Origin of the sequence: Burkholderia sp. Ax-1720 (assembly GCF_011753035.1) — a bacterium.
GTDB lineage: Bacteria > Pseudomonadota > Gammaproteobacteria > Burkholderiales > Burkholderiaceae > Burkholderia > Burkholderia gladioli.
The window spans coordinates 1-21,875 of record NZ_VWWK01000051.1; the positions used below are offsets into that span (position 1 = coordinate 1).

Below are 21,875 nucleotides of genomic sequence, written 5' to 3' on the forward strand. Positions count from 1 at the left end.
CGCCAGCGGCGCGCGCAGGTTCGGCAGGCCGGCTTGCGCGACCCAGGCGGCGATCGAGCGCCGCGAGCGCGGCTCGGGGTCGCTCGGCTGCCAGTCGATGCCCGGCAGGGCCGCCGCGAAATGCACGGCGTGCTGGCCGGTGCCGCTCGCGATCTCGAGCACGGTGCCGCGCTCGGGCAGGACCTCGCGCAGCACCGCGAGGATCGGCTCGCGGTTGCGCTCGGCCGCCGGCGCCTGCAGGCGATCGGCCGGATTAGCGGCGGCTTCGCCCGTGCATTCGGCACTCGGCCGGGCGTGATTTGGATCGGTGGAATTCGTCATGCGGGAGGATCGGTGGAGGATGAGGACGGGACGGCCGGAAGCCGCGATGCGCGCAGTGTGCCGCATCGGCGGGCTCGGTGGTAGCGGACGCGGGACGCCTTCGACACTTCGACACGCTGGTGACGAGCGGCGGGCTGGTTCGGCTAGTTCGGCATCGCGGATCAGGCGGGCCGGCACGCCGGCTCGCTCGACCTCGTCGATTCAGCGCACCGGCACGCGACCACCCGCGCCCTCAGCGCACGAGGCTCGCCCCCTCTTCCGGATCGGCCAGCCCGAGCCGTGTCAGCAGCGCCTCCAGCGTCGCGCCGCAGGCGGCTTCGACCTTCAGTGCGAGCAGCGGATCGGCGCGCGTGCGCCCCAGGTTCAGCGCGGCGACCGGCTTGCCGCGCTCGCCGGCCCAGACGCAGAAGCGATACCCCGAATACACCATCAACGAGGAGCCGACCACCAGCATCGCATCGGCTTCGTCGAGCGCGCGCGTCGCGGCCGCCACGCGTTCGCGCGGCACGTTCTCGCCGAAGAACACCACGGCCGGCTTGAGCATGCCCGCGCAGATCGGGCAGGCCGGCACGCGGAAATCGTCGAGCGTATCGAGTTCGAGCTGCGCGTCGCCGTCGGCCAGCGGCACGGCTTCATAGGCCAGCAGCGCGGGATTGTCGGCCTCGAGCGTGTGCTGGATCGCCGCGCGCGCGTGATGGGCGCCGCAATCGAGACAGCTCACGCCGTCGATGCCGCCGTGCAGCTCGATCACGCCGCGGCTGCCGGCGCGCTGGTGCAGGCCATCGACGTTCTGCGTGACCAGCCCGCCGATGCGCCCGGCCGCGCCGAGCCGCGCGATCGCGCGATGCGCCGCGTTCGGCCGCGCGCGCCCCACCACCGGCCAGCCGAGCATGCTGCGTGCCCAATAACGGCGGCGCGCCGGCTCGGAGCCGACGAATTCCTGGTACTGGATCGGGGGTGAGCGCATCCACTGGCCGTTGCGGTCGCGGTAGCCGGGAATGCCGGAATCGGTGCTGATGCCGGCGCCGGTCAACACGAACAGGCGGGGATGGCGTTCGACGAAAGCGTGCAGCGCGTCGAGCGCCGCCGGGTCCGCCGCGACGAGTTCGGGCAGGGAATCGTGATCGTTCATGGCTGGGTGGGGGGTCCTGCCGGCGGGTTCGGGGAGCAATCGCCTCGTCCGCCGGCCTGCGCGAGATCATACCGAAGGCCCTGAATCGACGTGGATCGCCTTGTCAGGCATGGCCGACAATGGGGCAAGATCATTCGCGACAGCGGCCTAGCGAGCCGTTCCGCGTTGCGTGGACACAACGCCGCTACGACGTCTAACGAATTCGCTTGCCACGCCTAGTACAAACCCTTAGTATTGCGTCTGTCTCCTCCATGTCTCCAACATGGATTCAGCCCGCAACAGTGTTGCGGGCTTTTTCTTTTGTGGCCCGCGTCGGCGCCCGCCTTTCCTTTCAAGCCGCCGAATGCCCGTCGTCGAAGATCGCCTCGATCGCCAGCCCGAAGGTACGCGCGATCGAAAAGGCCAGCGGCAGGCTCGGATCGTAGCGGCCGTTCTCGATCGCGATCACGGTCTGGCGCGACACGCCGAGGCGCTCGCCCAGCGCCGCTTGCGACCAGCCTCGTTCCAGCCGCAACTCCCGCACGCGATTGTTCATCGGTAGCGCAGCGACACGAACACCGAACTCAGCACCCACAGCACGGCCATCACCGGCCACACCACGAACAGCGACAGCGACGGGAAACCGACGTTCTCGAGGAAGCCGTAGCCGAAGGTCAGCAGCGCGGTGCCGCCGAAGGCGATCGACAAGGACTCGAGCTCGATGCGCCGCTGCAGTTCGTCGAGCCGCCGCACGCGCCGCACGATCGCCCAGCAGACACCCACGCCCGGCAGGATCGGCAGCAGCGAGACCAGGATGCGCCAACCCCTCGACTCGATGCCGTCGCCGCGCAACAGCAGCAGCGAGACGGTCAGCAGCGCCACATAGGCGAGCAGCGCCGCCCCAACCTCGATCCGGTAACGATTCATCCTGGCCTCCTTGTTGTCGAAGGCGACCAGTCTGACGTAAGCCGATCGAAATGTAAAGCTTGCTTTACATGGCATCGAACCGCATCACTTGCCGCGCCGCGCCAGCTCGCCGATCCCCTGCACCGGCAGGCACCGAGCCGCATCGCTCTCTTCCCGCGCCGGCCCCGTCGCGCGCGTCAAGCCGCGCACGAAACGCCGCCCCGCCGGCCCATACACGGCATCGGGCTCCGGGAACAGCCAGACGAAGACGAGATACAGCACGCCGCCCAGCAGCAGCGAGATCGGCACGCTCAGGTCGAGGCCGCCGGCCAGGTTGCCCAGCACGCCGACGAACTGCCCCGGCAGGTTGACGAAGGCCAGGCCGACCAGGGCCGCCGGCAGCCAGGCGCCCATCGCCCGCAGGTTCCAGCCGTGCGTGAACCAGTAATGGCCGCCGCGCAGGCCGCGATTGAAGACCTGCAGGTCGTCGGCCAGATAGAAGCCGCGCCGCGTCACGTAGCCGATCACCATGATCGCCATCCAGGGGCAGCTGAAGGTGCCGATCAGGGTCGAGAAGGTCGACACGCTCTCCACCAGGTTGAAGGCGAAGCGCCCCACGAAGATGAAGCCGATCGCCAGCGTGCCGATCAGCAGCGTGGCGCGCACGCGGTTCAGCAGCCTGGGGAACATGCTCGACATGTCGAGCCCGGTGCCGTACAGCGCGGTGGTGCCGGTCGACATGCCGCCGATGATGGCGATCACGCAGGTGGGCAGCAGGAACCAGCGCGGCGACACCGCCAGCAGCCCGCCCACGTAGTCGTTCGAGGCGATGAACGAGGGTGCGTGGGTGGCGATGATGCTGGCCGTGGCGAGCCCGAACAGGAACGGCACGAAGGTGGCGAGCTGGGCCACGAACACGGCGCCGATCACACGATGGCGCGGCGTGTGCTCGGGGATGTAGCGCGCCCAGTCGCCGAGCGTCGAGGCGAACGACACGGGATTGCTCATCGCCACCAGCGCGGCGCCGCAGAAGGCGGCCCAGAAGCCCGCGCCGCCCGCGTGCAGGGTGCCGGCATAAGCGGCGTCGAAGCTGCCGGAAAACGCGAAGGCACCCACCAGGAACATCAGGCTGGCGGCCCACACGGCGATCTTGTTGACCCACAGCATGAAGCGGAAGCCGTAGATGCAGACCACCAGCACCAGCACCGCGAACACCAGGTACGAGAGGCCCACCGTGGCGCCGTTGACGGGCAGGCCGACCAGGCTGTGGGCGCCGCCCACCAGCGCGTCGCCGGAGCTCCAGACCGCCAGCGAGAAGAAGGCCACCGAGGTCAGCAGCGCCAGGAAGGAGCCGACGATGCGGCCGTGGATGCCGAAGTGCGCGCCCGAGGAAACCGGGTCGTTGGTGCCGTTGCGCGTGCCGAACAGGCTCATCGGCGCGAGGATGCAGGTACCGGCCAGCACGCCGAGCACGATCGCCAGCGCGCCGTCGCGAAACGACAGGCCGACCAGGATCGGGAAGCTGCCGAGCACCGAGGTGGAAAAGGTGTTGCAGCCGCCGAACAGCAGCCGGAACAGGTCGATGGGCCGCGCGTAGCGCGAGGCATCGGGGATGCGTTCGAAACTGAAGGTCTCGATCCGCGTCATGCTGGTGTCGTCGTGGGAAGTGTCGCTCATCGTCTCGCTCCATTCGGGCGCCGGTCCCGCCCGTCGCGCGGGCTGGCCGGCATATCGTGCCGATCGTTGTTCATGCCGCGGGCCGGGGCCCGGCGCGCGGTGTCGCTGGTACGCCGCGCGGGGCCGGCCCGCGCTCACGGGCCGTCGCGCCCGTGCCGGGGAAGGCTCGAAGTTCGGCGGGCCCGGGTGGCCCGTGCCCATAGGCTTCGGCGGGATCGGAAGTGGTCGAAAACATCGGAGAACGAATCGATCGGCAAAGGCGCCGGCGGCACCCAAGGAAACGGCGCGGCCGGCACCTGGCCGGCCGCGCCGCGCTCACATCGGGAAGCCCATCGCCTTGATGCCGCGAATCCAGGCGCGTTTCCAGCCGCCCTCGGCATCGGCGCCGTCGAAGGCGTGGAAGGTGATCTTCGCGGCCAGCCAACGCACCGGCTCGGGCGGGATGTAGGTCGGGCTCTGCCTGGCGATGTCGAGCCGGCGCTCGGGGCTGTCGCGATCGAACAGGATGTTCAGGCCCATGAAGGCGCCGAAGCGGCTGGCCGCGACGCCGAAGCCCGTGTAACCGGCCACGAACACGCCCTTGCCGCCCAGGTAGCGCTTGGCGAACACCGAGCCGCGCGAGCAGTAGTCGATCGGGCCGCCCCAGGCATGCGAGAAGCGCAGCCCGGCCAGTTGCGGGAAGGTGCGGAAGAAGGCCTGCGCCAGCCGCGTGTAGGTATCGCGGCGCGCATCCTGGGCCGGCTGCGGATTGCCGTCGAAGTGATAGCTGACCAGGCCGCCGAAGATGATGCGGTTGTCCTTGGTGAGGCGGAAATAGTTGAGCTGGGTGCGCGTGTCGTAGATGCCCTGCCGGTTCTTCCAGCCGATTCGCGCCAGTTGCGCCTCGCTGAGCGGCTCGGTGGCCAGCACGTGGTCGCGCACCTGCAGCACGCGCCGGTTGATGTCGGCGATGCCGACCTTCGCGGTGCCGCTGCCGAACAGCACGCGCGGCGCGCGGATGCTGCCCTCGGGCGTGCTGGCCAGCACCGTGTCGCCTTCGTCGCGGATCGCCTCGAGCGGCGTGTGCTCGTGGATCCTCACGCCCAGCGAGAGCGCCGCGCGCTTGAGGCCCCAGGCCAGCTTGGCCGGATGCACGATGCCGCTGCGATTGCGCGACCAGAGCGCGCCGGCGAACAGCGGCGAATCCAGTTGCTCGAGCGTCTGCTGGCGATCCAGCAACTGCACGTCGTGGCCATGATGCGTGTGCAGTTCGTGATCCTCGCGCAGTTGCCCGAGATGCGCGGGGTCGACCGCCACCGTCATCTCGCCGTTCCACTCGATGTCGGCATCGATGCCGTAGCGCTCCAGGCTCGCCTCGAAGCCGTCGAGATTGAGATGGCCGAAGCGTTCCAGCTCGGCGATGTCGTTCGGGAACACGCGCACCGCGTTCGGCAGCCCGTGCATCACCGAGGTCGAGATGATGCCGCCGGCGCGGCCCGAGGCGCCATGCGCGACGCGCCCTGCCTCGATCAGCACCACCTCGAGTTCGGGCATCTGCTCCTTGGCCTGGATCGCCGCCCACAGCCCGGTGAAGCCGCCGCCGACGATCAGCAGGTCCGCCTGCCGGTCGCCGCGCAGCGCGGCCTCGGCGGGCGGCTCGGCCGGGTTGTCGAGCCAGTACGGCATCAGCTTCGCGCCGGCCAGCGCGCGTTCGGCATCGGCCTGGCTGGCCTCGCCGCGCGCGCCGCCCCGGCCCTCGTGGCGGGCCGCCGGAGCGGACGAAGGCGCGCCGCCGAGACCGGCTTCACGATGGTTCGCGGTATCAAGCATCGCGGGACTCCTGACGAATGAGGCCGCCGCGACGCGGCGACGAAACGAGGTTCATGCGGGGTGCCGCGGGCGCGAGGCACGTACGCGGGCAACACGAGGCGGCGAGCGGAAACATCGCGCGGCGCGGCTCAGGCCTTCTCGAGCAGCACGTAGAACTTCTTCGCGTCCTCGAGCGTTTCCCAGCGGCCCGCGAAACCGGCCGGCAGCAGATAACCCTGCCCCGCCACGAACTCCTGGCGATTGCCCTCGAGGTCGGTCAGCGCGACGCGCCCCTCGACCAGCCAGACCGCCTCGTCCGCCTCGGTGGCCGGGAAGTCGAGCGCGCCGACCTTGCCCTCCCACCAGCCGATCACGTGGCCCGCGCTGGGGCCCGCGCCGGCGCGCCAGTCGCATTCGTCCATGCCGTAGTCGAGGCGCGTGAATTCGCCGATGCCGGCGCCCAGCGGGACGATGTCCTGAATCAGTTTGCTCATTGCGTGGTTCATTCCGTGTAGAAGGGATGAGCTGGACTGTAGCGAGCGGCCGCGCCCCGGTATGCCCCCCCGCGGGGGGGGCAAGCCGCGCTTTCGCCCTTCCGCGAGCCTGCGGAAAACCCCGGCTTTACGGCCGGCACGAGGCCTGATCTATAATCGGCTCGCCTCCATTCCGGCATGCATCATGGCCGTTCACGCCCTTTCCTCCCCGCTCGATTCCGCCCCGATCCCGCTGTCGTTCCAGACGCTCGGCGAAGTCATCGACTCGGTCGGCACACCTGATTTCGTGCCGCGCCTGACGGTGCTGCTCAACCAGATCGTGCCGGTCAACGCGGTCCATATCGAACGCTCGCGCGTCGACGCGGCGATGCCGACCGGCTTTCGCTGCGAATGGGTCGGCAGCGGCGGCGTGGGCATGGACCACGGCACCATCGCCGAGGTGATGACGCTCTACTACGACCGCTTCTACGATCGCGATCCGCTGTTCGCCGGCATCCGCGGCGAGGTCGGCACCCTGCTGGTGGTGCGCGACATCGGCGCGATCCCGCCCGGCGAATTCCGCCAGCGGCTCTACGACGAGGTGCAGATCGCCCACGAATGCGTGCTGGCGCGCGGCACGCGCCACGCCCAGCACTCGATCGCGCTGGAACGCGATACGCGCCAGCCCGCCTTCTCGCTGGCCGAGATGCAGCGCTTTCGCACCGTCAGCGACTGCCTGTTCCCGCTGCTCGAACTGCATGCCGCCACCGCGGCCTCGCGACGGATCGCGCACGTCACCCCGCACCTGCATCCGCTCGCGCAGTTCGATGCGCGCCTCGCGCGCGACCAGCCGCGCCTGTCCAGGCGCGAATACGAGATCTGCGCGCAACTGATCGGCGGGCGCACCGTGCCCGAGGCCGCCGAGATCGTCGGCGTGCGGGTGGCCACCGCCGAGTCCTACGTGAAGCGCGCCTTCGCCAAGCTCGGCGTGCGCACCAAGCGCGAGCTGCTGGCCTGGGCGCAGTCGGCAGCCGCCTGAAGACAGGCCCGCGCGGCACGCGCCGCATGCATCGATCGCGATCGATGTGGACATCGGCAATTCGCGATTCGTCCGCTGCCGGAACTCCCCTACCATCGTCGCGACGCGATCCCCGCAACGATCGCGCACCGAACCCCGGAGACACCCCCGATGAGCCTTGTTCCGACCCGCCGCGCCGACGACGGCCGCGCCGTCCATCCCGCCGCGACGATCGCCGGCACCGATCACTACCGCGAGGCCGGAGAACCCGGCGCGCGCACGCCGCTGCATCACGCGGCCACGGGCGCGCCGGCCGGCTGGCAGGACAGCGCGACGGCCGAGCTGGTCGACGAGGCGGTGGCGGCGGCCCGCGCCGCGCTGCCGGCCTGGCGCGCGACGGCCAGCGCCGAGCGCGGCCGGCTGCTGCACGCCATCGCCGATCGCATCGAGGCGGACCGCGAGGCGCTGGCCGCGCTGCAACGCGAGATCAGCGGCAAGCCGCCGGTCGAGGCCGACATCGACGTCGGCGACGCGGCCGCGACCTTCCGCTATTACGCCGAACTCTGCGAGCAGGCCACACTGTTTTCTCCCGAATCGATCGCGATCCCCGGCGCCGAAATCGCGGCCGAGCTCGACTACCAGCCGGTGGGCGTGGCCGCGCTGATCGTGCCGTGGAATTTCCCGATGGTGACCACCGCCTGGAAGCTCGCGCCGGCGCTGGCCGCCGGCTGCACCGTGGTGCTCAAGCCCTCGGAGCTGAGCTCGCCCGTCGAGCATCGCCTGGTCGCCCACGTGCACGCGGCCGGCGTGCCGGCCGGCGCCGTCAACGTGGTGAACGGCGGCGCCGAGGTGGGCGCGCTGCTGAGCTCGCATCCGCGCATCGACAAGATTTCCTTCACCGGCAGCACCGCCGCCGGCCGGCACGTGATGCGCGCGGCCGCCGAGCGGATGACGCGCCTCACGCTGGAGCTGGGCGGCAAGTCGGCGCTGGTGGTGCGCGAGGATGCCGATCTCGCGCTGGCGGTCTCGCTCGCGGTAGGCGGCGCCTTCACCAATGCCGGGCAGATGTGCTCGGCCACCGCGCGCATCCTGGTGCATCACACGCTGCACGGCGCCTTCATGGCCGCCTTCGAATCGGCGGTGCGCGAGCTGGTGGTCGGGCCGCCGCAATTGAGCGAGGTGGCGATGGGCCCGCTGATCTCGGCCGCGCATCGCGCGCGCGTGAACGCCGCGCTCGAGGCCGGGCTGGCCGCCGGCGCCGCGGTCGCCTTCGAGGGCCGGCTCGATCCCGCTTGCGGCGACGGCTTCTTCCGCGCGCCGGTGGTGATCGACGAACCCGCGCTCGACAATCCGCTGTGGACCGAGGAAGTGTTCGGTCCGGTGGCCTGCGTGAAGTCGTTCCGCGACGACGAGCAAGCCATCGCGCTGGCCAACGACACCGCCTATGGGCTGGTGGCCACGGTCGTCACGCGCGATGCGGACGCGGCGCGGCGCTACACGCAGGCGCTGCGCGCGGGCCTGGTGTGGATCAACACCCCGCAGCTGATCTTCCCGCAGGTTTGCTGGGGCGGGCTGGGGCTCAGCGGGATCGGCCGCGAACTGGGCCTGGCCGGGCTGCGCAGCTACCAGGAACTGCGGCACCGGATCTCGGCTTGAGCGAGCGGCGCGCGGCCTGCCGCGCCGTGCAGCGGCGCGTGTGAATCGCTCCGTCGCCACGCGCGCGGCACCGCGAACGCATCGTCTCGAAGCAGGCGAGCGCCATCCCGCGCCGGCCCCTCGATGTCACGCGGCTGACACGAAACGGCGGGCCGTTTCGCAGGCCGTTTCGCCGGCCCTTCCCGGGCCTCTCGATCGCAGGCCAAGCGAAAGCTCGGCCCACTAGAATCGCGGCGAGACCAACCCGGGAATCCCTCCCCATGAAAATCAAGACTAGCTGGATGCTGGCGCTGCTGGCCACGCCGATGATCTGCCGCGCCGACGGCATCCCCGCGCCGACCATCACGCCCGGCGACACCTGGACCTACATCAACACGGCAGAAACCGGGCCGAACGGCTGGCGCCAGTCGCACGACAGCATCGTCGCGCTGCGCACCACCGCCGATCACATCTATGTCGAGACCAAGACGGCGAACTCCCCCCAGGCTCCGATCGAATCGATCTCGGGCCTCGACTGGAGCCGCGCGCGCAATGTCAACGGCACCGAGCAGGTGGTCAGCCGGCCGCTGGCGTTCCCGCTCGGCACCGGCAAGCAGTGGGAGGTCAAGTTCACCGAGCAGCAGCCGAACGCGCGCCTGAGCTCGCGCACCTACGACACCAGGATGCGGGTGGTGGGCCACGAGGCGATCGACGTGCCGGCCGGCCATTTCGATGCGATCAAGATCGAGGGCGAAGGCCAGTGGACGGCCGACCTCGCGCCGACGCAAGTCGCCGGCAGCACGGTGGTGCACGACAACAACGGCGTCACCGCGATCGCGCATGCCGGCGGGCAGAAGGCCGTCACCACCACCGGCCGCCTCTACAAGGCGGTCTGGTACGTGCCCTCGGTCAATCGCTGGGTGAAGACGGTCGAGGAGTACTACAACCCGAACGGCACGCGCGCGCAGCGCCTGTCCTCGGAGCTCGAGTCCTTCCATTCGGGCACGGCGCACGGCGGCACCGCGCCGAGCGCCGCCCAGGCGCCGGCATCGGCCGTCAATCCCGCCACGCCGGCCTCCTGAGCGCCGCGCTTCAGGACGCTTCGCGGCGCCAGGCGTGTTCGGCCAGCGCCGCCGATAGCGCCTGCTCGGTCCAGTCCTCCGCCAGCGCCTGCCGCAGCAACTGCTGCTGGCTGGCCGGCGCGAGGCCGCCCAGCGGCGGATCGCGATCGAGCCGGGTGGGGAACGGATAACCCTCGGCACTCGATGCGATCACGGCCTCGGCCTGCGCCTCGTCCAGCCGCCCCGAAGCGCGCCAGGCCCGCAGCACCGGGTAGAGCCGCTCGCACATCGCGCGCCGGTCGAGCGTCTCCATCGCGCGGCCGTAGGCGGAGGACACCTGCAGCAGGTTCGCCATGCGCTGCACGTCGGCCGTGCGATTCTCGCCGGCGGCATGGAACAGCGCGGGGTTGAAGAACAGCGCATCGCCCTTGCGCAGCGGCAACTGCACGCAATGGGCCTCGAAATAGGCACGGAAATCGGCCCGCCGCCAGGCGACATAACCAGGCGCATAACGCTGCGAATACGGCAGCAGCTTGGTCGGCCCGCTCTCGACCGGCATCGCGCCATGCGCCACCGCGCCCTGCAGCGTCAGCAGCGCCGACATGCGATGCACGTGCGCCGGGTAGCGCGCGGCCTGTTCGGCGCTCTGGAAACCGAGGTGGTAATCGCGATGCGCCTGCTGCGCGGCGCCGCCGGGCCGCACCACGTTGACCTGCGAGGTCATCTGGTAGGCCGGCCCGAGCCATGCCTCGGCGATCGCCCGCAGCGCGGGATTGGCGAAATACGCCGCGAACACCTCGGGCGCCTGCCGGCACAGCTTTTCCTGCGCGTTCCAGATACGGTCGTTCGCGCCGGCCCGCGCGAAGTGATCGGCCCCGCCGCCGCCCTGCTCGCGCTCGGCGCGGATGATCGCCTCGAACACCTCGGTGGCGGCGTCGATCGGCGCCGTGTCCTCGTAGGCATGGGCCAGCACCAGCACGCCCGCGCCGTGCAGCAACACCTCGGTCCATTCGGCCTGCCAGGCCATCAGCGCCTCGCGATCGCGCCACACGCCGCGCAGGTCGCGGCAATCGTAGATCGGCACCTGCCTCAGCAGCTCGCCGGCGCGCGCCGGCCTCCCGTGCTCGCGCTCGCCGCGCCCGAGTTCGGCGACGAAGGCATCGAGCGAACAGCCCGCCTCGCTGAACCAGTTCGGTTCCGGCTCGGCATCTCCATTCGGAATCCTGTCGAATACTTGCGCTTGCGCCCGGCTCGTCATCGCTTCGTCTCCCGCCTGTCGTGCAGGCATCGTGATGCGAAACGAGTATAGCGATGCACGATCGATCCGAACTATCATCGATCCATCAAGAACACCTCAAATCCGGATCGCCGAAATCATGGCCCACAAGTTCCTGGTCAAGGAAATCGCCCTGCAGGCCGGCGTCGGCGCGGCCACCGTCGATCGCGTGCTGAACGGCCGGGCGCATGTGCGCGACCACACGCGGCGACGTGTCGAGCAGGCGATCCGCGAACTGGAGAAGCAGGCGCGGCAGCTCGATGCGGCCGGCCGCAAGCTGATCGTCGACGTGCTGGTGGAGGCGCCCGCGCGCTTCGCCGACGAGATCGGCGCGGCGCTCGATGCCGAGCTGCCGGGCCTGCATCCGGCCGTGTTCCGCCCGCGCCTGCTGATGCGCGAGACGCTCGGCACCGCCGAGGTGGTGGAGGCGCTGCGCGCGATCGGCAAGCGCGGCAGCCACGGCGTGCTGCTCAAGGCGCGCGACGAACCCGCCATCGCCGAGGCGATCGCCGCGCTGCATGCGCAGGGCATCCCGGTGGTGACGATCTTCACCGACCTGCCGGGCTCGGCGCGCCTGGCTTATGCGGGGCCCGACAACCGCGTGGCCGGCGCGACGGCGGCCTGGCTGATCGGGCAGTGGCTGGGCGAGCGCTCCGGCAAGGTGCTGGTGACCCTGAGCGACGAGCGGTTTCGCGGCGAGGAGGAACGCGAGATCAGCTTCCGGCGCGCGCTGCGCAGCCGCTACCCGAAGCTGGGCCTGATCGACGCGAGCGGCGGCCACGGGCTGGACGCGGCCACCGGCGAGCGCGTGCGCGCCGCGCTCGGCAGGCGGCGCGAGATCGTGGCGGTCTATTCGATGGGCGGCGGCAATGCGGCGATCGTCGCGGCGCTGGAGGCGCGGCGCCTGGCGCCGGTCTGCTTCGTCGGCCACGACCTCGATCGCGACAATATCCGCCTGCTGCGCGAGGGACGCCTGCACGCGGTGCTGCACCACGACCTGCGCCAGGACCTGCGCGCCGCCTGCCAGCACCTGATGCACTTCCATCGCCTGCTGCCGGCCGGCGCGATCGCGCCGTGTTCGTCCCTGGTGGTGATCACGCCGGAGAACATCCCGGCGCACATCGCGGCCCGTTTCGCCTGAGCGGGCGAGGCGCCCGAGGTCGATTCGCGCCGGCCCGCTATCGTCTGAAAGATCGATGCGAGCACAACGAAACGCATCGTTTTCGCCCGATTGGACGATTCATCCATCCAGTAGATGGATTTCATCAAAATTACTCATATAACGAAAAATTAACAATGGCATAGTGCCGGAGCCTCGATTTCCACCACGGTCCACGGACCGTCCCGGGAGCGCCAAGCCAGTTCGTCGAGATCACGACAGCCAGGTGCCGCCAGCCGCAAAACGCTTGCCCCGCAACGCCCGCCCGGGTGTCGGCCAGCGTGAGCCAGCGCATCGACCTTCAGCCCGAAGCGCGCGCGACGTCACCCTCGTCGCCGCCGACGCCTAGCGCCGAACCGCAATTCCCCTAGCCGTTTCCCGTGTGTCGCTCCGTTCCGGCGCGGCCATTTCCCTTACGGAAGCCCTCGCACGAGCATGTCGGACACGCAGCAAACCGCTTACAAATAAACATGATTCTCATTCTAATTCCGCCCATCGTTTGCCGATAAGCCCGGCATCCGGTGCGTACTTCCGGCATGTTCGCTACCCGCGAATCCGGCGGCAACCCATCTCGACACACGACAACAGGACACATCGCATCATGGCAAGGACTGGCCGCCATTTCACCGAAACCACCCGCCTGACCCGCTGCGCGGCGCTCGCCGCGCTCGCGTGCCTGTCGATCGCGGAGCCGGCATTCGCCCAGGAATCCGATCCGAAACCGAAGGAGCCGCAGAACACCACCGTGCTTGACACCATCAACGTGTCGGGCGACTGGCTCGGCAGCGGCCTGCAGAACAGCGTGAAGACCTTCGCGGGCGCGCGCACCGTGGTCAACCACCAGGCGATCGAGGACAGCGGCGCGTCGAGCATCGCCGACGTGCTGCGCCGTGTGCCGGGCGTGCAGGCCACCGACAACTCGGGTTCGGCCGGCAGCGCGATCTCGCTGAACATCGGCGTGCGCGGACTGACCGGTCGCTACGCGCCGCGCTCGACCATCCTGCTCGACGGCATTCCGCTGGCCTTCGCCCCCTATGGGCAGCCACAGATGTCGTTCGCGCCGATCAGCCTGGGCAACATCCAGTCGATCGACGTGGTGCGCAGCGGCGGCTCGGTGCGCTACGGCCCGCAGAACGTGGGCGGCGTGATCAACTTCCGCACCCGCGACATCCCCAGCCAGCCGGGCCTGACCGCAGACGCCACGATGCGCGAGAACATCTACACGCACGGCGGCGCGAGCACCCAGTACAGCACCTTCCTCGGCACCCAGATGGACAACGGCCTGGGCGTGGCCCTGCTCTACTCGGGCATGGCCGGTCGCGACTGGCGCGTGGGCAGCGACGAGAGCGTCAACGACCTGCAGTTGAAGTGGCGCTACGAGCTCACGCCGAGCTCCGAGCTGTACGGCAAGTTCTCCTACTACGACGTCAAATCGCATACGCCGGGCGGTCTGACGGTGGCGCAGTTCAATGCCGACCCGTTCCAGAACACCCGGCCGACCGACTTCTGGTACGGCGACCGCAAGGGTTTCGACGTCGGCTACCTGAACACCATCTCGGCGAACCAGGAATTCGAGATCCGCACCTTCTACAACGACAGCTACCGCACCAGCTCGCTGATCAACGCGGCGCGCACGCAGTTGCAGGACCAGCCTCGCACCTACTCGGTGTACGGCATCGAGCCGCGCTTCACCCAGCGCTTCTCGCTCGGGCCGACCACCCATGACGTGACGGTCGGCTATCGCTACATTCGCGAGCGCGGCACCGACAACAGCTTCAACCAGTCGATCCTGACCGGCATCCTGACCAGCCCGACGCGCTTCGACAATTCGACCGACGCGCATGCCGTCTATATCGACGACAAGATCGCCTTCGGCCGCTGGCGCCTGACGCCGGGGATCCGCTACGAGCACATCGAGTCGGTGCGCCGCGACGACATCCTGAACCAGAGCTTCGGCTCGAAGAACAACAAGCCGCTGCCGGCGGTGAGCCTGTCCTACCTGCTGACGCCGGCGCTGACGCTGTTTACCGACTACAGCACCTCGTTCGGCCCGGTGCAGAACACCCAGCTCAACTCGCAGTCGGCCACCAACCCGCTGCAGCCGGAAACCGCCAAGACCTTCGAGGTGGGCGCGCGCTGGACCAGCCGGCAGATCCACGCCGAGGTGAGCGCCTTCAACATGCGCTTCGACAACCAGATCCAGCAGATCGTGGGCGTGGTGCCGGCCACCTTCCAGAACATCGGCGCGACCCATCACCAGGGCGTGGAAACCGCCTTCGACTACGAGTTCGCCGACGACGGCCCGCTGCGCGGCCTGGACGCCTACATCAACTTCACCTACACCAAGGCGGTGCAGGAGTCGGGCCAGTTTGCCGGCCGCGACGTGCCGTTCTACTCGCGCTTCACCGATACCATCGGCGCGCGCTACAAGACCGGCGCCTGGACCTTCAACGTCTCGAGCACGCACCAGAGCGCGCAGTATTCGGATACCGCGAACACGGTGGCCGAATCGGCGGACGGCAGCGTCGGCCGCGTGCCGGGCTTCCGCGTCTGGAACCTGCAGGCCGACTGGAAGATCCCGAAGATGAAGGGCAGCACGCTGACCGCCGGCATCAACAACGTCGGCGACGCGCGCTACTACACGCGCAACGTCGACGGCAACGCGGGCCGCATGGTCGGCGCGCCGCGCACCGTCTACGTGCAGGGGCACTTCGTCTACTGAGCGGGCTCGGCCAGGGCCGCCGGTCCTGGCCGCTCATCAGGCAAACGGGGCACCGGGGGCGCACGCACTTGCCGTGTCGCGCCCTCGGTGCCCCGCCTCGCTTCAGGCGGCGCCCAGGCGCCGCCTCATGTCTTCAAGCGCGCGCGTTCAGACGTGCGCGCCGAACCAGGCCAACTGCTTCGCGATGCTGTGCTCGAAATGCTGGCCGTCGTACATGTCGTAGTGGCCGGCGCCGGCCTCGACGAACAGCTCCTTGACGCTCGCGCCCACCGCCTCGTGGAGCGCGGTGCCCTGCTCCGGCGGGTTCACGCCGTCCTCGCCCGCCACCACCACCAGCACCGGGCACGCCACGCGCGCCGCGGCCTCGGCCGGCTTGTAGTTCAGCATCTCGTGCACGGTCAGGAACGGGATCTTGATGTCCATCTCCGGATGACGCGCGCGCGCCTCCACCACGAAGGCCTTCGACTGCTCGTCGGTCAGCACCTTGGTGATCGCGACGAACATCTCGCGGCCGGTGGCCGCCTTCTTCTCGCGCATGCGCTCCAGCGTCGAGACGAAGGCCTGCTTCTCCTCCTCGCTCATGCTGCGTGTGACCACCTGCTCGCCGTCGGCGAAGCTCAGTTGGCTCACCACCGCCTTGACGGCGGGATCGGCCGCGGCCGCCGCCAGCACGTGGCCGCCGCCCAGCGAGGTGCCCCACAGGCCGATGCGCGCCGCGTCGATGCCGGGCAGCGCCTTGACGAATTCGAGCACGGTGGCGATGTCCTCGATCTGCATGGCCGGCACCAGGCGGCCCTGCTCGCCGCCGCTCGCGCCGAAACCGCGATAGTCGAAGGTGACGGCCGCGTAACCGGCCGCCACGAAGGCTTCGGCGAAGCGCGGCAGCAGCAGTTCCTGGATGCCGCAGAAGCCGTGGCAGAGCACGATGACGGGCAGCGCGCCGGCGGTATCGGGACGGCGCAGCGTGATCGCGATGTCGTTGGCGGTTCGGTGGGTGGTGATATCCATGGGATCGGGGCTGGGAGTGGATGGACGGAAGTCCGCGGGCCGGCGCGAGACCCGGATCGACATGCGGCACGCATGGTCCGATCCCGATGGCAGGCTGGGCCTGCGCTCGACGCCGCCGGACGGCGGCGCCCATGATACAAGAGCCGCGTGCTTCGCGCGCGGCGTGGGCGCCGTCGTTTCGCGCCAGCGGCGCGGGATTCGCACGCGGCGCCCCCGCGCCGGGGCGCAGGCTCAGCCGGCGCCGCCCAGCCAGGCATCGACGATGGGCAGCAGCTCGGCAGCCCAGCCGCAAACCGACCAGCCCGTGCGACTTCGACAGGTAGCCGAGCGACACCGCCCGCTCGTGGACGTCGCAGGCAGCCGGCAACCGCTCTTCCTCGTCGAACACGAGGCCGCGATCGACCTCGTCACTGAACAGGATCGGCCCGTGGCGGCGCGTGAACTCGGCCACCCGCATGAACAGCTCGCGCGACGGCAGGTAGCCGGCGGGATTGTGCGCGCCTTCAGGCCGTATCGCGCAGCGGCCCGCTCGGCGCCGCCGCCGGCGCGTCCCGCCCCGGCAGCATCCTCAGCAGGATGCCGTCACGATCGACGAAATGATGCTTGAGCGCGGCCAGCACATGCAGCGCGATCACCGCGCCGGCGCTCCAGGCGAAGGCGCGGTGGATCCACATCCAGAGGTCGTAGCTGGCCTTGTCGACGGGAACCAGCGGCGGCAGGTTGACGATGCCGAGCAGGGGCACCGGGTGCCCCGCCACCGAACTCCAGATCCAGCCCGACAGCGGCGTGGCTATCATCGCGCCGGCATAGAGCAGCAGGTGCACGCCGCCGGCTAGCCGCCGCATCGGCGGCGAGATGCTCGCCGGCAGCGCCGGGTAGGCGCGCCGTCGCCAGATGCGATAGACGATGCGCGCCGCCACCAGGAACAGCACGGTCGAGGCGATCGCCTTGTGCACCAGCAGCGGCGTGCCCCCGCGCGGCGCGTCTCCACGCAGGTGCGCCGAGCCGAAGCCGATGCACCAGACCGTCACGATGATGGCCGCCATCAGCCAGTGGAACCGCCGCGCACCGCGCGGATAACGCGCCGCCGGCCCGGCATCGCCGCTGCCGTTGCCGTTGCCGTGAAGTTGAGCCATGTTTTCGCCTCCTATATAATCGCCACGCGCAATAATTGATTTTGCAAACAGATGGGCGGATGCCTTGCCGACGCCCTTCATCCCCGCACGCCAGGCTCGCCGACATGCCCGATCTCGATCACTACCGATTCACCGAAGCCTTCCCCTACCTGCTCGCCAAGGTCGGGGTTCGCATGGAGCAACTGTTCTCCGCCGAGCTGCGCGAGGTCGGCCTGACCCTGCCGATGTACCGCGTGATGGCCGCCCTGCGCGAGCAGGAGGACCAGCGCCTGATCGATCTCGCCGAGATGGTGTCGAGCGAGCTGTCGACGCTCTCGCGGCTGGTCGGCAAGATGATCACGATGCGTCACGTGACCCGCAAACGCCTCAGCGACGACGGCCGCACCGTCTGCATCTCGCTGACCGCTGCCGGGCGCGCGCTGGTCGAGCGCTGGATCCCGCGCGCGATCCATTACGAGAAGCTGGCCACGGCCGGGCTCGACAGCGCCCAGCTCAAGCAGTTGAAGCTGCTGATGGACCACATCTTCGCGAACCTGCACAGCGACGAGGCGACGGCGCCGCGGGTCGAACCGGAACCCGCGCCGGCCCCATCGCGCGCGGCGGCGGCGCGCAAGACGCGCCGCTGAGCCACGCGCTTGCTCGCGCGCAGGGCGAGCCCGGTCGCGCTCGCCCTGCCTCTCGTCCGGCGCGCCGCGCCTTGCCGCGCGCCGGGCCGATACGCTAGACCGCGTAGGTCTGCGTGATCTGCTTGCGCTCGATGAAATCCTCGAGCGAAGCCACGCCGCCCAGCCGTCCCAGCCCGCTCGACTTGTAGCCGCCCTCCTCGAACTCGACGGCGATGTTGGCCCAGCCGTTGATCGACACGAAGCCGGCCTCGAGCCGCCGCGACACGCGCACCGGCCGGTCCACGTCGCGACTCCACACGCAGGCGCTCAGGCCGTATTCGCTGTGGTTGGCCAGCGCGATCGCCTCCGCCTCGGTATCGAACACCTGCAGGGTCTGCACCGGGCCGAACACTTCCTGCTGCGCGATCGCCAGCGCGGGATCGTCGATCTCGAGCAGCGCGGGCCGATAGAAATTGCCCTCGGCGAGCGGCGCCTCGGTGACGATCCCGCCGCGCACGATCGCCTTCGCGCCGGCCGCCAGCGCGGCTTCCACCATCGCGTCGATGCGGCCCAGCGAGGCACGGTCGATCAAGGGCCCCATGTCGCTGGCGGGATCGGCGGCCGGGCCCGGCCGGACCGCGCGCAGCCGCGCCGCCAGCCCCTCGCGCACGCGCTCGGCGATGCCGCGCTGCACCAGGATCCGGCTGCCGCACATGCAGAACTGCCCGGCGAACACCGTCGAGGACTTCTCCAGCACCGGCAGCAGCGCATCGAGATCGGCATCGTCGAACACCAGGTGCGGCGTCTTCCCGCCCAGCTCGAGGCCGACCCGCTTGAGCTGCGCGGCGGCGGCCAGCGCGATCGCGCGGCCCGTGCCGGTGCTGCCGGTGAAGCTGACCGTCTTCACCAGCGGCGAATCCACCAGGCGCTTCGCGCCGGCCGCGCCCGACTCGATGAAGAGATTGACCGCGCCCCTGGGCAGGTCCGGCACCGAGGCGAGGATCTCGCTCATCAGCGCCGCGGTCTGCGCGGCCTGCATCGGCATCTTGATCGCCGCCGTGCAGCCGGCCGCCAGCGCCGGCGCGAGCGCGCGGATCGACAGGTAGGCCGGCGAATTCCAGGGGATGATCAAGCCGGCCACGCCGATCGGCTGCACGATGCTCATGCCCTGGAAGCCGGGGCGCGGGTCCATCACGCGCCCGAAGTTCTGCAGCGCGAGGCCGGCCGCGAAACGCAGCCCGCGCAGGATCAGCCCCGCCTCGAAACCGGCCTCGTGGCGCAGCTTGCCGTTCTCGCGGCAGAGCGTGGCCACCACCTCCTCGCGGCGCGCCTCGTAGGCATCGGCCAGGCGCATCAGCGCCACCGCGCGGCGCTGCGGATCGGCGGTCCAGCTGTCGTCCTCGAAGGCGCGCGCGGCCGCCGCGATGGCCAGCTCGGCCTCCTCGGCGCCGCCGTCGTGATAGCGGCCGATGATGCGGCCCGTGGCCGGGTCGACGCTGTCGCCCATGCGCGCCGAGCCCAGCCACTCGCCGTCGATCCAGTGCCGCGCCTCGATCGGCGCCGCGGCGCCCTGTTCCCTATCCTGTTGCATCAGTCCACTCCTTGCCTGTTCCAATCGATGCGAGGCATCTTACATAGCAATTGCAACACTTGCAATTGCAAACAAATGCACGCGATTCGGGCCCGGATCGCGTGCCTCACCGCACGTCGTCAGAAGCGTTGCCGCAAGCCCACGCGCACCACCACCTGCTTGTCGGTGGCCGAGGGCGAGAAGCCGCCGATGGTGGCCACCGCCGGCTGGCCGAGCGAATCGCGGCCGCTGGCGCGCTGCAGGATCGCCAGCAGGTAGACGTCGGTGCGCGTCGAGAACGCGTAGTCGGCCACCGCGTCGAGTTGCAGGTAGCGCGCGCCGCCGTCGCCGTCGACCGAATTGCGTCGCGTGTAGTCGAAGGCGATGCCGGTCTGCAGGGCCGGCGTGATCAGCGTGCGCACGCCGAGCTCGGCGCTGGTGAACACCGCGTTGCCGGTATAACCGAGCGGATTCGGGCCCGAGGCCGAGCCCAGCGAATCGAAGCGGGTGCGGGTCAGCACGCCGCCCACGGTGGTGCGCCCGAAGCTGTAGCTGCCGCCCAGCCCCATGATCTCCAGCGTATTGGCCGAGGCATAACCGGCGAAGGCGGGAAACGATTCGGGCGTGGTCGCCGAGCCGGCCGAGCCGATGTTGTTGACCGTGGCGAGCCCCTTGTTCGGGGTATTGCCGTAGAACGACACGTTCGGATTGCGCGCGTTGAGGTAGCCCGCGCCGAAGCCGAAGCCGCCATGCTCGTAGCTCGCGCCGAGCGACCAGACCTGGTTCTGCCCGCCCGCGCCGGGCACGCCGCCGAAGCTGTAGAGCCCGCTCACGCGCAGCCCGCCGAACACCGGCGTGACGTACTTGACGGCATTGTTGATGCGGTACAGCAGCCCGAGGTCGTCGATGTCGCCGACGTGCGAGGCCATCCAGCCGGCCCAGGACGGCGCCGAGAAACGCTGGATCGAGTCGAGCAGCGTGTCGTACTGGCGCCCGAAGGTCAGCGTGCCCAACCGCGTCGAGGCCAGGCCGACGAAGGCCTGCCGCCCGAATTCCGCGCCGCCTTGCGTGAGCGCGCCGTTGTTGACCGTGAAGCCGTTCTCCAGCGTGAAGATCGTCTTCAGGCCGCCGCCCAGGTCCTCGCTGCCGCGAAAGCCCCAGCGGCTACCCGACAAGCCCGCCGTCAAGCCGTCCTGGAACGACACCTGGCCGGCCCCGGTCGGGCGCCCGCCCGGCCTCGCGGTCTGCACGTCGTTCGCGTAGGACACCCCCGCGTCGATGATCCCGTACAGCGTCACGCTGCTCTGCGCGTGCGCGCAGACAGCTCCCAGCGCGGCCAGGCCGCCCAGAATGCAATGCTTCATGACCTATCGTCTCCAATTTCATAATAATTAGTTCTCTTTATCGTCACGATCGTGCTGCTACGGCTACCAGGTGGGTGGCGGTCTCCTTGGTCTTGGTGGTGGGATGACGGGCGGCAGGCGCCCGTCGCCGGGGTTCAGCCTTCCTCGCGCTTGAGCACGAAGGGCCGATCGGTTTTCCAGAACGGGCCCGAGAATCCGTAGGCGGCCGCGGCGCCGGCATCGTCGACGCGCTCGAACTCGCCGACCAGGCTCTGCTTCACGCCGAACACCGTGTCCTCGGCGAGGTAGGGGCAATCCGGCGAGAAGATGTGCGTGATCACGGTCTCGAAGCCGGGCGCCTGGATCATGAAATGGATATGCGCGGCGCGATTCGGATGGCGGCCCAGCGTGGCCAGCAGCTTGCCGACCGGGCCGTCGTCGGGAATCGGGTAGTCGCGCGGGCGCACGCTGCGGAACCAGAAGCCGCCCCCGGCGTCGCTCTCGAACTTGCCGCGCAGGTTGCCCTCGGGCTGCAGGCCCTTCTGCTGCACGTCGTAGTAGCCGTCGTCGTTGGTCTGCCAGACGTCGATGGTGGCGCCCGCCACCGGCCGGCCCTCGGTATCGCTCACGCTGCCGGTCACCACCAGCGGCTCGCCCTTGCCGTCCAGGCAGAGGTTGCTGCCGGCCGGCAGCACCGGCAGGCCTTCCACGAAGAACGGGCCGAGGATGGTGTTCTCGGTGGCGTTGCCGGGCCGCCGGTGATTGATCGCGTCGACCAGCATCGACACGCCGAGCACGTCCGACAGCAGGATGAACTCCTGGCGCCAGTCGCTGCACATCTGGCCGGTTTCGGTCAGGAAGCGGATCGCCGCGTACCACTCCTCGTGGGTCGGCTCGATCTCCTTCACGGCCGCATGCAGGTGGCGCACGATCGCGGCGGCCATCTGCGCGGTGCGCGGCGCCACGTCGGGCCCGATCCGCGCGTTGACGATCTCGGCCGAGTCCTGTTCGGAAAACAGCGGGTAGCTTCGTTGTGGGGTGTCGCTCATGGTGCGTGTTCCTTGCT

The 21,875-nt window shown here is 69.7% G+C and carries 19 protein-coding genes and 1 pseudogene; 6 read left to right on the forward strand and 14 right to left on the reverse strand.

Going from position 1 to position 21,875, the window contains the following annotated elements; genetic code table 11:
• The 7 genes from F3J18_RS16840 to F3J18_RS16870 form a co-directional block, all read right to left on the reverse strand.
• Positions 1-321: DUF938 domain-containing protein (locus F3J18_RS16840; RefSeq protein WP_166913413.1), on the reverse strand; the 321-nt coding region annotated here is incomplete at its 3' end.
• Between the two features lie 232 nt (positions 322-553).
• Positions 554-1,453 carry an NAD-dependent protein deacetylase gene (locus F3J18_RS16845; RefSeq protein WP_166913414.1) on the reverse strand — a complete coding sequence of 300 codons (900 nt, stop codon included), beginning with the start codon at positions 1,451-1,453 and terminating at the stop codon, positions 554-556.
• Positions 1,454-1,784: 331 nt separating this feature from the next.
• Positions 1,785-1,988, reverse strand: coding sequence for a helix-turn-helix transcriptional regulator (locus F3J18_RS16850; RefSeq protein WP_025098924.1), 204 nt, complete (start codon positions 1,986-1,988; stop codon positions 1,785-1,787).
• Complete coding sequence (locus tag F3J18_RS16855) at positions 1,985-2,359, reverse strand: hypothetical protein (protein ID WP_166913415.1); 375 nt, start codon at positions 2,357-2,359, stop codon at positions 1,985-1,987. The genes F3J18_RS16850 and F3J18_RS16855 overlap by 4 nt, the downstream gene beginning before the upstream one ends.
• A gap of 84 nt (positions 2,360-2,443) precedes the next feature.
• The gene (locus F3J18_RS16860) at positions 2,444-4,015 is read right to left on the reverse strand and encodes a cytosine permease (protein ID WP_166913416.1); all 1,572 of its coding nucleotides are present in this window, start codon (positions 4,013-4,015) and stop codon (positions 2,444-2,446) included.
• A gap of 315 nt (positions 4,016-4,330) precedes the next feature.
• Positions 4,331-5,680 (reverse strand): FAD-dependent oxidoreductase, encoded by a 1,350-nt coding sequence (locus F3J18_RS16865; protein ID WP_166913435.1) that lies wholly within the window; start codon positions 5,678-5,680, stop codon positions 4,331-4,333.
• A gap of 272 nt (positions 5,681-5,952) precedes the next feature.
• Positions 5,953-6,297, reverse strand: coding sequence for a cupin domain-containing protein (locus tag F3J18_RS16870; RefSeq protein ID WP_166913417.1), 345 nt, complete (start codon positions 6,295-6,297; stop codon positions 5,953-5,955).
• Positions 6,298-6,481: 184 nt separating this feature from the next.
• Here F3J18_RS16870 and F3J18_RS16875 point away from each other — a divergent pair, with 184 nt between their 5' ends.
• The 3 genes from F3J18_RS16875 (at position 6,482) to F3J18_RS16885 (ending at position 10,011) form a co-directional block, all read left to right on the forward strand.
• On the forward strand, positions 6,482-7,315 hold the full coding sequence (locus tag F3J18_RS16875) for a LuxR family transcriptional regulator (RefSeq protein WP_017921992.1): 834 nt from the start codon (positions 6,482-6,484) through the stop codon (positions 7,313-7,315).
• 150 nt (positions 7,316-7,465) lie between these two features.
• The gene (locus F3J18_RS16880; protein WP_166913418.1) at positions 7,466-8,950 is read left to right on the forward strand and encodes an aldehyde dehydrogenase family protein; all 1,485 of its coding nucleotides are present in this window, start codon (positions 7,466-7,468) and stop codon (positions 8,948-8,950) included.
• Between the two features lie 260 nt (positions 8,951-9,210).
• Positions 9,211-10,011: a hypothetical protein gene (locus tag F3J18_RS16885; RefSeq protein WP_166913419.1), complete on the forward strand. Its 801-nt coding sequence runs from the start codon at positions 9,211-9,213 to the stop codon at positions 10,009-10,011.
• A gap of 10 nt (positions 10,012-10,021) precedes the next feature.
• On the opposite strand, the gene F3J18_RS16890 is transcribed toward F3J18_RS16885, so the two are convergent.
• Complete coding sequence (locus F3J18_RS16890; protein WP_166913420.1) at positions 10,022-11,248, reverse strand: phytanoyl-CoA dioxygenase family protein; 1,227 nt, start codon at positions 11,246-11,248, stop codon at positions 10,022-10,024.
• Positions 11,249-11,366: 118 nt separating this feature from the next.
• Between F3J18_RS16890 and F3J18_RS16895 the strand changes: the two genes are divergently transcribed.
• Together F3J18_RS16895 and F3J18_RS16900 are read left to right on the forward strand one after the other, a co-directional pair.
• Positions 11,367-12,407, forward strand: a complete 1,041-nt coding sequence (locus tag F3J18_RS16895) for a LacI family DNA-binding transcriptional regulator (protein ID WP_017919242.1) — start codon at positions 11,367-11,369, stop codon at positions 12,405-12,407.
• Between the two features lie 619 nt (positions 12,408-13,026).
• Positions 13,027-15,147 carry a TonB-dependent siderophore receptor gene (locus F3J18_RS16900; protein WP_025097934.1) on the forward strand — a complete coding sequence of 707 codons (2,121 nt, stop codon included), beginning with the start codon at positions 13,027-13,029 and terminating at the stop codon, positions 15,145-15,147.
• Positions 15,148-15,294: 147 nt separating this feature from the next.
• Here the strand turns inward: F3J18_RS16900 and F3J18_RS16905 are convergent, their stop codons facing one another.
• From F3J18_RS16905 to F3J18_RS16915, 3 genes and pseudogenes are all read right to left on the reverse strand, one after another.
• Positions 15,295-16,155: an alpha/beta fold hydrolase gene (locus tag F3J18_RS16905; RefSeq protein ID WP_166913421.1), complete on the reverse strand. Its 861-nt coding sequence runs from the start codon at positions 16,153-16,155 to the stop codon at positions 15,295-15,297.
• A 319-nt stretch (positions 16,156-16,474) separates the two neighbouring features.
• Positions 16,475-16,612 (reverse strand): annotated as a pseudogene (locus tag F3J18_RS16910) (hypothetical protein); the annotation flags it as partial.
• Positions 16,613-16,658: 46 nt separating this feature from the next.
• Positions 16,659-17,291 (reverse strand): cytochrome b, encoded by a 633-nt coding sequence (locus F3J18_RS16915; RefSeq protein WP_205195456.1) that lies wholly within the window; start codon positions 17,289-17,291, stop codon positions 16,659-16,661.
• Between the two features lie 104 nt (positions 17,292-17,395).
• Here F3J18_RS16915 and F3J18_RS16920 point away from each other — a divergent pair, with 104 nt between their 5' ends.
• Positions 17,396-17,917 carry a MarR family transcriptional regulator gene (locus F3J18_RS16920; protein ID WP_166913422.1) on the forward strand — a complete coding sequence of 174 codons (522 nt, stop codon included), beginning with the start codon at positions 17,396-17,398 and terminating at the stop codon, positions 17,915-17,917.
• A 94-nt stretch (positions 17,918-18,011) separates the two neighbouring features.
• Here F3J18_RS16920 and F3J18_RS16925 read toward each other — a convergent pair whose 3' ends face one another.
• The 3 genes from F3J18_RS16925 to F3J18_RS16935 all read right to left on the reverse strand — a co-directional run bounded on the left by F3J18_RS16925 (position 18,012) and on the right by F3J18_RS16935 (position 21,858).
• The gene (locus tag F3J18_RS16925) at positions 18,012-19,487 is read right to left on the reverse strand and encodes an aldehyde dehydrogenase family protein (RefSeq protein ID WP_166913423.1); all 1,476 of its coding nucleotides are present in this window, start codon (positions 19,485-19,487) and stop codon (positions 18,012-18,014) included.
• A gap of 119 nt (positions 19,488-19,606) precedes the next feature.
• Positions 19,607-20,830 carry a porin gene (locus F3J18_RS16930; protein ID WP_166913424.1) on the reverse strand — a complete coding sequence of 408 codons (1,224 nt, stop codon included), beginning with the start codon at positions 20,828-20,830 and terminating at the stop codon, positions 19,607-19,609.
• A gap of 134 nt (positions 20,831-20,964) precedes the next feature.
• Positions 20,965-21,858, reverse strand: a complete 894-nt coding sequence (locus tag F3J18_RS16935) for an intradiol ring-cleavage dioxygenase (RefSeq protein ID WP_025097928.1) — start codon at positions 21,856-21,858, stop codon at positions 20,965-20,967.
• Positions 21,859-21,875 lie beyond the last annotated feature (17 nt).

Excerpts from the sequence above, each read along its gene's own strand:
- F3J18_RS16900 (WP_025097934.1), top strand. The coding sequence starts at position 13,027 with ATGGCAAGGACTGGCCGCCATTTCACCGAAACCACCCGCCTGACCCGC.
- F3J18_RS16935 (WP_025097928.1), bottom strand. The coding sequence starts at position 21,858 with ATGAGCGACACCCCACAACGAAGCTACCCGCTGTTTTCCGAACAGGAC.
- F3J18_RS16885 (WP_166913419.1), top strand. The coding sequence starts at position 9,211 with ATGAAAATCAAGACTAGCTGGATGCTGGCGCTGCTGGCCACGCCGATG.
- F3J18_RS16850 (WP_025098924.1), bottom strand. The coding sequence starts at position 1,988 with ATGAACAATCGCGTGCGGGAGTTGCGGCTGGAACGAGGCTGGTCGCAA.
- F3J18_RS16845 (WP_166913414.1), bottom strand. The coding sequence starts at position 1,453 with ATGAACGATCACGATTCCCTGCCCGAACTCGTCGCGGCGGACCCGGCG.
- F3J18_RS16890 (WP_166913420.1), bottom strand. The coding sequence starts at position 11,248 with ATGACGAGCCGGGCGCAAGCGCAAGTATTCGACAGGATTCCGAATGGA.
- F3J18_RS16875 (WP_017921992.1), top strand. The coding sequence starts at position 6,482 with ATGGCCGTTCACGCCCTTTCCTCCCCGCTCGATTCCGCCCCGATCCCG.
- F3J18_RS16915 (WP_205195456.1), bottom strand. The coding sequence starts at position 17,291 with ATGGCTCAACTTCACGGCAACGGCAACGGCAGCGGCGATGCCGGGCCG.
- F3J18_RS16905 (WP_166913421.1), bottom strand. The coding sequence starts at position 16,155 with ATGGATATCACCACCCACCGAACCGCCAACGACATCGCGATCACGCTG.
- F3J18_RS16895 (WP_017919242.1), top strand. The coding sequence starts at position 11,367 with ATGGCCCACAAGTTCCTGGTCAAGGAAATCGCCCTGCAGGCCGGCGTC.
- F3J18_RS16860 (WP_166913416.1), bottom strand. The coding sequence starts at position 4,015 with ATGAGCGACACTTCCCACGACGACACCAGCATGACGCGGATCGAGACC.
- F3J18_RS16855 (WP_166913415.1), bottom strand. The coding sequence starts at position 2,359 with ATGAATCGTTACCGGATCGAGGTTGGGGCGGCGCTGCTCGCCTATGTG.
- F3J18_RS16920 (WP_166913422.1), top strand. The coding sequence starts at position 17,396 with ATGCCCGATCTCGATCACTACCGATTCACCGAAGCCTTCCCCTACCTG.
- F3J18_RS16930 (WP_166913424.1), bottom strand. The coding sequence starts at position 20,830 with ATGAAGCATTGCATTCTGGGCGGCCTGGCCGCGCTGGGAGCTGTCTGC.
- F3J18_RS16880 (WP_166913418.1), top strand. The coding sequence starts at position 7,466 with ATGAGCCTTGTTCCGACCCGCCGCGCCGACGACGGCCGCGCCGTCCAT.
- F3J18_RS16865 (WP_166913435.1), bottom strand. The coding sequence starts at position 5,680 with ATGCCGTACTGGCTCGACAACCCGGCCGAGCCGCCCGCCGAGGCCGCG.
- F3J18_RS16925 (WP_166913423.1), bottom strand. The coding sequence starts at position 19,487 with ATGCAACAGGATAGGGAACAGGGCGCCGCGGCGCCGATCGAGGCGCGG.
- F3J18_RS16870 (WP_166913417.1), bottom strand. The coding sequence starts at position 6,297 with ATGAGCAAACTGATTCAGGACATCGTCCCGCTGGGCGCCGGCATCGGC.